Source organism: Anabaenopsis elenkinii CCIBt3563, from assembly GCF_015245355.1.
Taxonomy (GTDB): Bacteria; Cyanobacteriota; Cyanobacteriia; order Cyanobacteriales; family Nostocaceae; genus Anabaenopsis; species Anabaenopsis elenkinii.
In genome coordinates this window covers 145,246-158,223 of the sequence record NZ_CP063311.1, presented here as the reverse complement: position 1 = coordinate 158,223, position 12,978 = coordinate 145,246, and the positions used below count along the sequence as shown (strand labels likewise).

Annotated in this window: 13 protein-coding genes and 1 tRNA gene; 6 read left to right on the top strand and 8 right to left on the bottom strand. The window is 42.4% G+C overall.

Annotated elements, in window-relative coordinates; translation table 11 throughout:
- Both IM676_RS00745 and csaB read left to right on the top strand, forming a co-directional pair.
- The coding region (locus tag IM676_RS00745; protein ID WP_200988536.1) for a hypothetical protein at positions 1 to 1,005 on the top strand (1,005 nt) is incomplete at its 5' end.
- Between the two features lie 59 nt (positions 1,006 to 1,064).
- Complete coding sequence (csaB, locus tag IM676_RS00740) at positions 1,065 to 2,096, top strand: polysaccharide pyruvyl transferase CsaB (RefSeq protein WP_200988535.1); 1,032 nt, start codon at positions 1,065 to 1,067, stop codon at positions 2,094 to 2,096.
- A gap of 66 nt (positions 2,097 to 2,162) precedes the next feature.
- Here csaB and IM676_RS00735 read toward each other — a convergent pair.
- The 4 genes from IM676_RS00735 to IM676_RS00720 all read right to left on the bottom strand — a co-directional run bounded on the left by IM676_RS00735 (position 2,163) and on the right by IM676_RS00720 (position 4,486).
- A tRNA-Pro gene (locus tag IM676_RS00735) sits at positions 2,163 to 2,236 on the bottom strand.
- 50 nt (positions 2,237 to 2,286) lie between these two features.
- Positions 2,287 to 2,652 carry a DUF1818 family protein gene (locus tag IM676_RS00730; protein WP_200988534.1) on the bottom strand — a complete coding sequence of 122 codons (366 nt, stop codon included), beginning with the start codon at positions 2,650 to 2,652 and terminating at the stop codon, positions 2,287 to 2,289.
- Between the two features lie 78 nt (positions 2,653 to 2,730).
- A complete protein-coding gene (locus IM676_RS00725; RefSeq protein ID WP_200988533.1) occupies positions 2,731 to 2,982 on the bottom strand; it encodes a DNA-directed RNA polymerase subunit omega in 252 nt (83 codons plus the stop codon).
- 58 nt (positions 2,983 to 3,040) lie between these two features.
- Positions 3,041 to 4,486, bottom strand: coding sequence for a glycoside hydrolase family 13 protein (locus tag IM676_RS00720; RefSeq protein WP_200988532.1), 1,446 nt, complete (start codon positions 4,484 to 4,486; stop codon positions 3,041 to 3,043).
- Between the two features lie 501 nt (positions 4,487 to 4,987).
- On the opposite strand from IM676_RS00720, the gene IM676_RS00715 reads away from it, so the two are divergent.
- The 3 genes from IM676_RS00715 (at position 4,988) to IM676_RS00705 (ending at position 7,994) form a co-directional block, all read left to right on the top strand.
- Positions 4,988 to 6,277, top strand: a complete 1,290-nt coding sequence (locus IM676_RS00715) for a glucose-1-phosphate adenylyltransferase (RefSeq protein ID WP_200988531.1) — start codon at positions 4,988 to 4,990, stop codon at positions 6,275 to 6,277.
- A gap of 81 nt (positions 6,278 to 6,358) precedes the next feature.
- Positions 6,359 to 6,817: an AAA family ATPase gene (locus tag IM676_RS00710; protein WP_200990022.1), complete on the top strand. Its 459-nt coding sequence runs from the start codon at positions 6,359 to 6,361 to the stop codon at positions 6,815 to 6,817.
- A gap of 181 nt (positions 6,818 to 6,998) precedes the next feature.
- Positions 6,999 to 7,994, top strand: coding sequence for a DnaJ C-terminal domain-containing protein (locus tag IM676_RS00705; RefSeq protein ID WP_200988530.1), 996 nt, complete (start codon positions 6,999 to 7,001; stop codon positions 7,992 to 7,994).
- 90 nt (positions 7,995 to 8,084) lie between these two features.
- Here IM676_RS00705 and IM676_RS00700 read toward each other — a convergent pair whose 3' ends face one another.
- The 3 genes from IM676_RS00700 to IM676_RS00690 form a co-directional block, all read right to left on the bottom strand.
- Complete coding sequence (locus IM676_RS00700) at positions 8,085 to 9,032, bottom strand: 50S ribosomal protein L11 methyltransferase (protein ID WP_200988529.1); 948 nt, start codon at positions 9,030 to 9,032, stop codon at positions 8,085 to 8,087.
- A 2-nt stretch (positions 9,033 to 9,034) separates the two neighbouring features.
- On the bottom strand, positions 9,035 to 9,913 hold the full coding sequence (locus IM676_RS00695; protein WP_200988528.1) for a bile acid:sodium symporter family protein: 879 nt from the start codon (positions 9,911 to 9,913) through the stop codon (positions 9,035 to 9,037).
- Positions 9,914 to 10,044: 131 nt separating this feature from the next.
- Positions 10,045 to 11,223: an RNA-guided endonuclease InsQ/TnpB family protein gene (locus IM676_RS00690; protein WP_200988527.1), complete on the bottom strand. Its 1,179-nt coding sequence runs from the start codon at positions 11,221 to 11,223 to the stop codon at positions 10,045 to 10,047.
- Between the two features lie 76 nt (positions 11,224 to 11,299).
- Between IM676_RS00690 and IM676_RS00685 the strand changes: the two genes are divergently transcribed.
- Positions 11,300 to 11,542 carry a transposase gene (locus IM676_RS00685; protein ID WP_200988526.1) on the top strand — a complete coding sequence of 81 codons (243 nt, stop codon included), beginning with the start codon at positions 11,300 to 11,302 and terminating at the stop codon, positions 11,540 to 11,542.
- A gap of 73 nt (positions 11,543 to 11,615) precedes the next feature.
- On the opposite strand, the gene IM676_RS00680 is transcribed toward IM676_RS00685, so the two are convergent.
- Positions 11,616 to 12,971, bottom strand: coding sequence for a DUF3370 domain-containing protein (locus tag IM676_RS00680; RefSeq protein WP_200988525.1), 1,356 nt, complete (start codon positions 12,969 to 12,971; stop codon positions 11,616 to 11,618).
- Between the last annotated feature and the right edge of the window lie 7 nt (positions 12,972 to 12,978).

Genomic DNA, 12,978 nt, shown 5'->3' with positions numbered 1-12,978 from the left:
GTAGCTGGGTCAAGTTACACCAAATTAACTACTATTACCTTACCCAGCAGTCCCATTGAGGGTGTAAATAGTGGTTATCTGTTCCTAGTCACCGATATTTATAATAACCAGTTAGAAACAGATGAGAATAATAATGTTTCTGCTGTAGCTATTGACTTCAAATTACCAGATTTACTTTCTCAACTGGTAATTACTCCTGAAAGTCCCAATGTCAGATTGGGACAAGGACAAATTACATTAAACTATCGTCTTGACAACTTGAATGATACCGAGATACCTTCTGTAGATTTTAGCATTTACTTTGACAGTTCAGAACTAAATATCAACACTACAGATATTAATCTTTCCAGTTCTGTGGGGACTATAGTCGGTGATAAAATTATCATTGATGACACCGGAGATACTGATGATAACCCTAACACTGATAAGAAATTGATTTTTACTATCAGCCCTCTTCAAACCACTGACAGTGATAACCTCTTTCTGAATATTCCCTTTACCACCACATCTGGTTTTGATGGAGAAACTCAAGTTAACTTTGCTGCTAGCAGTCGTAACCCCAATGTAGATGTGTTAGGAGTACCTTCTGTAACAGTGGGCAGATCCGCCACAGATATTGACGGTAACGGTAGGGTGACCGGTGCTGATTTACTATTCATTGACCAATATCTGCTGTTACGGAATAATCCTAATGTTGATGCGATTTTACAAAGCTCCTTTAATCTCTTTAGCACTGAAACTGTGGGAGCGACAAACACCACAGGTGCAGCTTTAAGGAGTGCGATCGCGAATGGGGTCAACAACTTAGCTTTTGATGTTGATGGTAATGGTCAAGTCACAGGGGGGGATATTTTCTTAATTCGTCAAGGATTGTTACTTAAGAATAATCCTAACGTCAATGCGATTCTGCAAACTACCTTTAATCTATTTACCAGTGAACTCACAGGACCGAGAAACACAGGAGCCGAAATCAATGCTTTCATCTCGGATTTACTACTGGGGTAAGGGCCACTACTAATGCTAACTTAGGAAGAAGTAAAAATTATCAATTTCCAATAGCAAAGATGCGGGCGTTGTTGTCTGGGTATTATGGTAAAGGTAATGGTGGTGACGAGGCTTTATTGGCTACGCTTGTGCAAATGTTACCACCTCATGTTACACCTGTGGTGCTTTCTGGCAACCCAGAGGAAACCCGCCATCGTTATCATGTGGAATCTCACAATCGGATGGCTATTTTGCCTGTGTTGCAAGCTTTGCGTTCGAGCGATATTTTCATCTGGGGGGGTGGAAGTTTAATTCAAGATGTCACCAGTACCATGAGTCCATTTTATTATGGGGGCTTAATGGTATTGGCTCAGAAAATGGGTTTAAAAACTGTTGCTTGGGCCCAAGGTATAGGGCCGTTACTACGTCCACAAACTCGCTGGTTAGCACAATACTCCTTCGGATATTGTAACACAGTTACCGTGCGCGATCGCACCAGTGCTGCTTTATTAGGGGATTGGCAAATTCCCTGTGTAGTCGCCCCTGACCCAGTGTGGGCCTTGCAAAGTAAGCCAGTACCAGGGCTTGAGGATTTACCAGCGCCGAGAGTGGCTGTAACTTTAAGAAACCACCCCCAACTCACACACCAACGTTTGGCTAACTTGACCCGCGCTTTAGTAGACTTCCAAAAAGCTACCCAAGCCTTTATTGTACTCTTGCCATTTCACAAGAGTGAAGATTTACCAATTGCAACAGCCATTCAACCCCAATTACCAGGTGTGAGCCAAATTCTGCTTTTAGAAGATCCGCAATTATTAAAAGGTGTTTATCAAGGGGTGGATATGGCTATTGGGATGCGTCTACACAGCTTAATCATGGCTGCGGCTGAAGGTTGTCGTTGTTTTGCTCTCAGTTATGACCCAAAAGTCAATCGCCTTATGGAAGAATTAGCCATCCCAGGGTGGGATTTAGCCACTTTACCAGATGACCCCAATGTAATTACCAGAACTTGGGTACAACATTATGACAATGGCATTCCCCTATCATCTGAGCAAATTCAATCTTTAGTAGGTCGCGCCCTCATACATAGGGATATCTTAACCGCCTTGTGAGTCCAGCTACCTATTAAAAAACCTGCCAGTCTTGCATCAAAACTAGCAGGTTAGGTTTTGCGTATATCGGAGCGGCGGGATTCGAACCCACGACCTCCACTACCCCAAAGTGGCGCGCTACCAAGCTGCGCTACGCCCCGATCAGAATTATCATTCTACTGCAAAGCTCTAGAATAATCAAGGGGTGAACTCAAAAAACTTTTACCATCCCAGCAGCTTGCAGTAAATCCGGCACTGCGGCAGCATCCCATGTAGCCTCTACACCTCGTTCTGTCTTCAGGATGAGACGTAAACTGTAGCTGTGGGGATACCCTTCTACCTCCATCCATAATAAATCACTTTCGGCTTCACAAGCAATTTTCTCTTCATCCATTAATTCTGTCGCGATTTGTTTTATGGTGTTTGCTAGCTGTGCTAATAGTCGGCAAAAATCATTTAACTCGGCCTCAGTTAATTCTATTGCCCAATCATCAGTACCTACTAACCCTTTGAATGTAGGTGCGTTGGGTTTCCAGCCAATTCGCCAACCAACACCGCTTTTAATCAGATGTTCCATAGTATTGATGGTCATGCACAGCCCCGGGCTCATGGCTAAACCATATCCGTTATCAGACCGGGGAATGTCAAGATCAGATTAATATCCTGATTTCTCATCGCCAATGATGTCTTCTTGGGTTAGTTCATCGGACATTTCGATAATTGCCCTGAGCACTGGCTTCATCATCACATCATCCGACGGGCTGTCAAAATCTTCATATCGCCGCCGCTTTGCACGGTTTGCCACCTGAACTGTAATGCGGTAGCGATTGGAAGCTGCACTAATCAAATCTTCGGCACGGTGCATGATTTGAGACTGGGTGGTCTCGAACTTGGAACGCTTTAGCATAGTCAGTGGTTCATGAGGTCATTACCTAGTTTAGCAGTACTGACAGTTTAGTGCCAGGTTAACCCAAAATGCAGCCAGTGCGTCCGGGAAGAGTTAAGGAAAGTCCCTCACCACAAAACTCCAATTCCGCCGCACCATATAAAACCTGGTGGGGTTGAGTTGGCAACCTGGTAATATCTAATTTGGCTGTGGTCTTTGCAGTCCCAGCGTTAACAGCAATGATAAGTTTGTCTGTGTCTAAAGTGCGGGTAAAAATATACAGTTCTCCCCGGGCGAAGATAACTTGGTAGTCCCCTGTGCGTAAAGCTGGGTGTTCGTGGCGTAAAGCAATTAATTGGCGGTGAATGTTGAGGATTTGTTGATTCCAATCAGCTTCTAAGGGAAAACCACGTCTTGAGTCAGGGTCACTACCTCCGGGTAACCCCACTTCGTCACCATAATAGATACTAGGAGCACCGGGAAAGGTGAGTAATAGTAAGGTTGCTAATTCCACAGTAGCTTGATCCCCGCCAGCAATAGTAATTAATCTGGCTGTATCATGACTACCTAATAAATTCAGTTGGGTAAGTTGAATTTCCCAAGGATAGAGTTGGAGTAATTCCTGGATTTTGAGAGCGTATTCAGCAGCAAATAAGGGTGGGTAGGGTTGATAGTCGGGGCTTTGGACCTGTTCTAACACTACGCGATCGCCTGCGGTCAAGGCAATAGTCGGGACTGCGAATAGATAATTCATCACGCCATCAAACTGAGTACCATCAAGCCATTGACGGGAATCTCCCCAAACTTCCCCGACAATATAAGCCTCAGGATTAATCGCCTTGATGCGATGGCGGAATTCTTGCCAAAACCCTGGCGTTTTGATTTCAAATGGTACATCTAAACGCCAACCATCAATGCCAAACCTCAGCCAATATTCGGCAATTTCCATGATATATTCCCGCACTTCAGGATTATCATGATTAAACTGAGGCAAAGCCCGATTACCTGCCCAACTCTCGTAATTTGCCGGTAAATCTCCTGTATAAGGACTCAGAGGCCAACCTGTAATTTTGAACCAGTCCACCCAAGGGGAATGAGGGCCATTTTCTAAAATATCGTGGAAAAAGAAAAGCCCCCGACTAGCATGGTTAAATACCCCATCCAGGATAACTTTAATATTCCGTTGATGGGCTGCGTCTAGTAATTCCTTAAATGCCTGATTACCCCCCAATAATGGATCAACTTGATAATAATCGTGGGTATGATAGCGGTGATTACTCGCTGATTGAAAGATAGGAGTAAAATAAATAGCGTTAATTCCTAAATCCTGGATATAGTCTAACCGTTCAATAATGCCCCATAGATCACCACCTTTGTAACCTTGCAGTGTGGGTATAGCCTCCCAATCTTCCCAACGGGGATTATGTAAGAGTCTTTTGTGAGGCTGTTTGCTTCTGGCGAAGCGGTCTGGAAAGATTTGGTAAAAAACAGCGTGTTTAACCCAGTCTGGTGTTTGAATTTCCATGAATTACTTTTTTATACCTAGTACTTTCTCTCCAATGATAGGTAATGACAACGGAGAGATTTGATAGCATAGTCTAGTTATGGATGAAAGTAAAAGTTCCCAGCCCATGTGACCTTCAACCAAATATTATCAGGTTATTATGGAATAAAGTCTACTTAATCTAGTTGCTTATGTATTTTATCATACTATAATTTAAGTAATCCAAAAATGAACAACTTGTAATATTCAATTCCGTATCAAATATATGTGTTAATAATTACTCATATTTCTCTTAAGAAATAAAAATTGAACACTTTCTTCAAGACTTTTTGACTATGTAATCAATATTAAATATATCCAATATTACCAGTTATATTTAATACTTATATTCTAAGTAATTCATGCCCTAGCAAAAGAATTGTATCAAGTTAACTAATGATGAATCTGTGATCCCCCCTTACCAGCAGTCTCACACAGTCCTAAACTTAAGGTGATATTAAAAAGGCAATCGGGAGAAACTTTGTGAAAAAAGTATTAGCAATCATTCTCGGTGGTGGTGCGGGTACTCGTCTTTATCCCCTAACGAAACTACGTGCTAAACCAGCAGTCCCTGTGGCAGGAAAGTATCGTTTAATAGATATTCCTGTCAGTAATTGTATAAACTCGGAAATCTACAAAATCTATGTGCTCACACAATTTAACTCAACGTCCCTCAATCGCCATATAGCCCGTACCTATAATTTTACCGGCTTCAATGAGGGGTTCGTGGAAGTATTAGCGGCACAGCAAACGCCAGAAAACCCCAACTGGTTCCAAGGTACGGCTGATGCTGTACGTCAGTACCTATGGCAATTGGAGGAATGGGATGCGGAGGATTATTTGATTCTCTCCGGGGATCATCTATACCGTATGGATTACCGCCAGTTTATCCAGCGCCATAAGGAAACCAATGCTGATATCACCCTTTCAGTTATCCCCATAGATAAAAGCCGCGCTTCGGACTTTGGTTTAATGAAAATCGACCAGTCGGGTAGGGTGATTGACTTTAGCGAAAAACCCAAGGGCGAAGCATTAGATAAGATGCGGGTCGATACTACAGTTCTAGGATTATCACCAGACCAAGCCCAACTACAGCCATATATCGCCTCCATGGGGATTTATGTCTTTAAAAAAGAGGTTCTGATTAAGTTGTTGAGAGAATCTTTAGAAAAGACTGATTTCGGCAAAGAAATTATTCCTGATGCCAGTAAAAATCACAATGTCCAAGCTTTCTTATTTGATGATTACTGGGAAGATATTGGTACAATTGATGCTTTTTATCATGCCAATTTAGCATTAACTAAACAACCTTTACCACCCTTTAGCTTCTACGATGAAGAAGCCCCAATTTATACTCGTGCTCGTTATTTGCCCCCAAGTAAACTGTTAAATTGCACAGTCACAGAATCGATTATTGGTGAGGGTTGTATTCTCAAAGATTGTCGCATTCAGCACTCAGTTTTGGGAGTGCGATCGCGCATTGAATCTGGCTGTGTAATCGAAGAATCTCTACTCATGGGGGCAGACTTTTATCAACCTTTTGTAGAACGTCAATGTACCTTAGAAAAAGGAAAAGTTCCCGTAGGCATTGGTACAGACACAATCATTCGCCGTGCTATCGTTGATAAGAATGCCCGTATCGGTCATGATGTCAAAATCATCAATAAAGATAACGTGCAAGAAGCAGAACGGGAAAGTCAAGGCTTTTACATCCGCAGTGGAATTATTGTAGTAATGAAAAATGCCGTGATTCCTGATGGAACGATAATTTAGTGATTGATCATTGGTCATTAGTCATTGGTCATAGAATGATTGATCAATACTAATTGACCACTGACAGTGGATGCAGAAAAAGTGACACAAATATTTGTACTAATTGGTCTTCCTGGTAGCGGAAAGTCTACTTTGGCGCAACAATTGATGGCACAAAGCCCCCAGATGCAGCTAATTTCAACGGATGCCATTCGGGGGCAACTTTTTGGTTCCGAAGCTACTCAGGGTCCGTGGCCGCTAATTTGGCGAGAAATAGAACGGCAATTTAAACAAGCAGTAGCGGTAAATCAGACAACAATCTTTGATGCTACCAACGCCCAAAGACGCCAGCGCCGTGAAATTATCGCCTTAGCCCGGGAGGTTGGTTTTACGCACATTACAGGATTATGGGTTAGAACCCCTGTGTGGCTGTGTTTAGCACGCAATCAAAGGCGTCAGCGTCAAGTTCCCCAAGAAATCATTTTGAGAATGTATCGTCAAATCCGGGATGCGCCACCTAGTGTAGAAGAAGGAATAGACCGGCTGATTGATTTTTTGTAAAAGCAGGGAGTACGGAAATTGCGCTGGTACAGTGAGCAGGAACCACACTTGAATTGTGGTAATGTCTGTTAATTTAAAATCAGAATCAGAGTTTTTTATCTTGGATATCTTACCCAGGAAAAAACCAATTTCACACTTTACGAAAAAAACATAAAAAAAATACTTTATAGGAGGCTGGTAGATGGCTGCGACCGATTTTAAAGACTATTACGCAATTTTGGGAATCAGTAAAACCGCCAGTCCAGAAGACATTAAACAAGCTTTTCGGAAATTAGCGCGTAAATATCACCCCGATGTCAATCCAGGGAACAAGCAAGCAGAGGCCAAGTTTAAAGAAGTCAATGAAGCCTATGAAGTTTTGTCAGATGTTGATAAGCGCAAGAAGTACGACCAATTTGGTCAATACTGGAAACAAGTGGGCGAAGGGTTCCCATCCGGTGGTCCGGGTGTGGATATGGGTGGTTTTGACTTCAGTCAATACGGTAGCTTTGATGAATTTGTCAACGAGTTATTAGGGCGTTTTGGTGGACCTAGCCCTCGTGGTGGACAGCCAGGCTACTCTTATCGTACTTCTACAGGCAGACCAAGTAGTTATGGTGGCTTTAGTGATTTTGGTTTTCAAGATGTTGGTAGGGGCGGATCTCAAGATTCAGAAGCTACAATTACTTTAACTTTTGCCGAGGCATTCGGTGGTGTGCAGAAACGTTTTAATTTAGGTGACGAAACCATTGAAGTTCGCATTCCAGCGGGTGCTAAAACTGGGACTCGCCTGCGGGTACGCGGTAAAGGTCAATTGAAACCCATGACTCAACAACGGGGCGATTTATATTTAAAGGTTGAACTTCAACCACATTCGTTCTTCCAATTTGAGGGTGATAATCTCCTGTGTGAAGTTCCCATCACCCCAGATGAGGCTACTTTGGGAGCCTCAATTGATGTCCCCACTCCCGATGGGTCTGTAAATGTCAAGTTACCTGCGGGAGTGCGTTCTGGTCAATCCCTGCGGTTGCGGGGAAAAGGTTGGCCTTTAGCTAAGGGGGGACGTAGTGATCAGCTGGTCAAAGTGGCGATTGTTCCCCCCAAGGATCTCAGTTCACAAGAACGAGAATACTATGAAAAAATCCGGGCTATACGTACCTATAATCCCCGGAGTCATCTACAGCAATTCAAGTTTTAAGCTTTGATAGGTAGAGACGTTCGGGCGGAACGTCTCCAAGATATACTCGTCTAGATTACCGAAATACGACCGGATCAACTAGTGGACGAATTAGGCATTATATTGGTGGGTGAGGGCGACCCATTCATTTAATCGTTCACAGTCTATCACTTCAAAGCCAGCTGTATTTAAGGCTGTGGTGACATTTTCTTCATGGTCTGTGGTGAACCCCGATGTGATTAGTAGCCCGGCTGGGGTTTTAGTCTGACGTAGCGATCGCCTAAAATCATCTGCAAGGGCAATATGTACCCGTGCGAAAATATTGGCAACAATTAGGTCAAATATCTGTTTTACTGCAATTGCTGACCCATCATTTACACTGTTCCCACCCATCCAATGGCCTAGTTGACAGCCACACCCCAGACTACCTGAAATTACCTTGACCTGTTGCTCTACTCCATTCAGAATTACTGTTTCCTGAGTTGCTTGTACAGCTATGCTGTCATTATCTAAAGCTAAGACATTAGCTCCCAGTTTCGCCATAGCTACGCTCAAAATCCCTGAACCTGACCCAAAGTCTAGCACCTGCATTTGAGGGGTTATGTATCGTTCTAGCAGTCGGAGACTGAGAATGGTTGTAGGATGCAAACCGCTACCGAAGGCGAGGGTTTTCTGTATTTTGAGGGGAATTTTCTCTGGTATCTCAGACTCAGCTGGTGTGTTGGAATTAACGATAATAAATTTATCGCCTATTTGATGTAGAGGTGGTTGTGGCCCATCTGTGATTTTTGTTTCAACCAGAGTAGTCTCAATGGCTGTGGTCATTCCAGTGCGATACAAAGGGGAAAGCAGATTCTCAATATTTTCTAAACGTATCCGCCCGGTGAAATCGTAGGGTAAATATAAGCGAATTGTAAATCTCCAATGGGAATTAGCTGTAGTTACTTCTGCATATTGAGTAATGTAAATATCATTAATATCAATATTTTCACTTATGAGAGTACAAAACCAATCTACCCCTTCATGGGTTGTATTCAGTTTTAATTCTATCCAAGACATTATTATTTTGAAATGATTTTTTGTTTTCGACTCACCCACGACGCAAACCCAATACCAGTGACAAACATCAGCAGACTATAAATAGCCGCGGGAATAGCCATTCTGGGGTTATTCAGGAATGTGGGGGAAGCAGCGATCGCGATGGCTAGAGTTCCGCTTTGAATGCCTACTTCCACTGTAATTGCTATAGCGCTTTTTTCACCTAATTGGGTTAAAGTAGCAATGGTAAAACCCAAAGCCATTGTTAGCACATTTAAAACCAGAGTCACCCAACCCACTTCAATCACATAGGAAATAAAATTATCTCGTTCCTGCAACAACACCCCAGTAATTACCAGCGCCAGGAAAAATAAAGACAGCCACTTTACAGGATTATCTGCTTTTGCGGCTATTCTTGGGGCATAGCGATTGATGAACATTCCTATTGATATAGGTAAAAGGGTAATCAAGGCAATTTGCACAGCAGTATTAATAAAGGGTAACTGTAGTGTTGTCCCTGTTGCCAAAAATGTCTTCATGGCAAAATTAACTACCACAGGGATAGTAAAAACCGTAATTAAACTACTGACGGCTGTGAGAGTAACGGACAAAGCAACATCTCCCCCGGCCAAAAATGTAATCATATTAGAAGTAGGTCCCCCAGGGCAAGCTACCAAAATCATTATACCTACGGCTAATGCTGGCTCAATGGGAAACAGTGACGCGATGCCAAAACCGACAATTGGTAACATAATTAACTGTGCCACTAAGCCAATTACCACTGATTTAGGATAGATAACAACTCGCCGGAAGTCCTCTATTGTCAAAGATAATCCCATGCCCAACATAATAATAAATAAAGCTAGGGGCAGAAAAACAGCGGTGAGAAAATTTCCTTGCATCTGTATTGGTGACAATCAAATTACGTCCGGATTATACATTGCTCAAGGGTAAAAATTACAATTTCCTCACGCACTACTATAAAGTTTACAGATTTGACACTCCCCATGCCTGAAGGCAGGGGATTCCAGCGTCACTGACGTTCCTTGCTTTTGGAGGTCTTACGACCAACAGAAGTAGAGGGAACATCTCGACTGGCGTTACTTTGGGGTTGCCCACCCCTAGCGTTTGCACGACTTAAAATTACTTTGGCTGCATTCACATCACGTTGTTCTATGTGACCACAATGCAAGCAAGAATGAGTTCTAGTGCTAAGTGATTTGTAAACTATTGCACCACAATTACTGCATTCTTGGCTAGTGAAATGAGGCGGAACAGCGATTATTTCCCGTCCAAATTTCTCTCCAAAGTATTCGAGCCACTGGCGAAAGTTGTACCAAGACGCATCAGAAATACTCTTAGCAAGCTTGTGGTTTCTCACCAACCCACTAACATTTAAATCTTCCAAGACCACCTTAGCGTTAGCTAGGCATAAGTTACGCGCCAATCGTTTGGCGTGTTCATTCCTTTGTCGAGTTACTTTTAAATGTTTGCGAGCATAAACACCACTGGCTTTCTTTCTACCAGATGACCCTTTCTTTTTCTTGTAAATACTGCGCTGAACTCGCTTGATATCTTTTTCAGCTTTACGTAAATATCTAGGGTTTTCTTGATGATTGCCATTGCTATCAGAGTAGAAATACTCTAACCCTACATCGATACCAATTTCAGATGTAGTTAATGGAGCTTCCTGTTTATTATCTGCTTTCACACAGAACTGAACATAATATCCATCCGCACGGCGAACAATCCTAACTCTCTTAATTAGCTCTACAGGATAAGTGTGGATATCCCACTTACCCAACAATTTGAGTTCACCAATGCCTTTTTTATCAGTAAAGGTAATACGACGTTTTGTCGGGTGAAGCTTCCAAGATTGTTGTTTATATTCAACAGAGCGACTATGCTTTTTAAATCTTGGATACCCTTTGTTTCCGGGTTTTTTAGCCTTGCAGTTAGCGAAAAATCTATTGATAGCACGTTCTACATTCTCAACAGACGCTTGACAAGCGTGACTGCTCAAATCTCTCACAAATTCATATTCTGCTCGTAATTGAGTGTTGTATTTGTACAATTCTTTTTTGCCAATACCGCGATTATCTATCCAGTATCTAAGCACCTTGTTTCTAACAAACTGACTCGTGCGAATAGCTTCATCTATGGCTTTTGAGTGCGCTTTTTTGACAACTGCTTTGTACTCCATTACCAACACTCTTAAATCACCTCCTTGATATTTATCTTTGCTTAAAATAATTATAGCCTGTAGCTGTATAAGTCAACAGGGTTCCATGCAAAAATTCAAATCAAACAACAATGTTGTTTATTCGTGTAAATATCATGTTATTTTTTGTCCTAAATATAGAAGACCAGTTCTCGTGAACGCAATCGCTTCTCGCTTAAAAGAGTTACTTGCTCAAATGTTGAAACGTAGATTACCTACTTTATGGACTAATTCTTATTTTGTTTCCACAGTCGGGGGTGCACCACTAGAGACAGTTAAAATGTACATTCAAAATCAAAAAGAAACTTAACAGCGATTAAAATCGCCAACGGCTAGCCCCCATAAATAGAATTTAGGGGCTAGCTCGCCGTTGTATTATTGGTCTATTGAGTCGAGATTGTTAATACTTGTGGTGGTGTGGCATCTGGGGGATAGATCAAGTCTACTTCTACTAATCTGCGATCGCCCGGTGGCATATTTAATAGTACCAGAGGCTCTCCTGGTTGACCCCGCCTTTGGACTAAATGGGTAAACTGAGTTCTGGCGTTCCCTCGGTCATCTGTATAACGTAAACGTACTGACCCACGAAAGAATACTTGGGGTGCTGTGGTTGTGAAGAAGCGTAAGCCCTGTTTTAGTAAATTCTCTTCTTTGATAGGCGTTTGTAGAGATACAGCAACTGTTTGAGTATTTGGAGTATTATTACGTAGGGGAAGATGTAAACTATATTGAATACCATAGTTGCCATGAGCGCGATAGGCGGTATCAGGATAACGTACCAACATGGGGGCTGCTTGAATTTGACTAGTTCCTAAAGTACCGCCGTGCAAGCTACTAATAGGATAGGAAAATGCTTGCCCACTTTTGGGAATTGTCAAATATCTAGCTTGTGGATGATCTAAAACCAGAGATTTCCACTGAGAACCTTGAGCAACCCCGGCGACACGCCCATATATTTGGGGTTGCTTAGTTGCTTCTAGGGGTGTGGGGACTCGATCGCGTGGGGTTGATAATTCTCCATTTTTGAGTAAATTTTCCCACTCCTGTAAAGTAGGCTCACCCTCAGTACCATCGGGATTTTGACGCGCAAATAAAGCCATACTAGCGGCATAAACTTGGCCAGTACTGTTTAACCGCATTAAGGTAGAGCGGCCATTTAAAGGTGGTGTCAGTTCCTTTACGGGAATAGGGAGATTTAATAACATCTGATTTTCCCCTGGGGGAATGACAATTTGGGGTGGGAAAATTTCTTGCCGCCTTCCTCTTAAGATATCAGATACAGCGCGATCGCCTGGTCCGGCGAAAATCTTACCTAAGATATTCTGACTCATCGCTGGTAACTGAATAAATGGTGCATCTGGTTGACTCAAATAACTTGCTGCTTGCAAAATGTTAATCGTTACCGGTTGAGTTCCAGGGTTATGCAGCATGATCCCCAGATAGAGCGATCGTAAATCCTCTGGTGGTTCAGCCCTAGCAACATGGTGGGCAAAAACATCAAATCGCCCTTGAAAAGGATAATTTAAATGTGCGGTTGGGGTTTTTTTATCATCTGGGGGAAAAGTAGAAAGTAAAATTCCCTCTTTTAAAACCAATTCTGGACTATTGCTATTAAATACAGGCACAGTATCCAGTTTTCCGGGTAAAGGACGCACTTCTTGAGTCTGTATTACCTCTGACGCGGGTAGGGTAGCAGGTGTTGATTGGGTGAGTAGAGAACTAAGTAATAAAGAAAACATACAACTT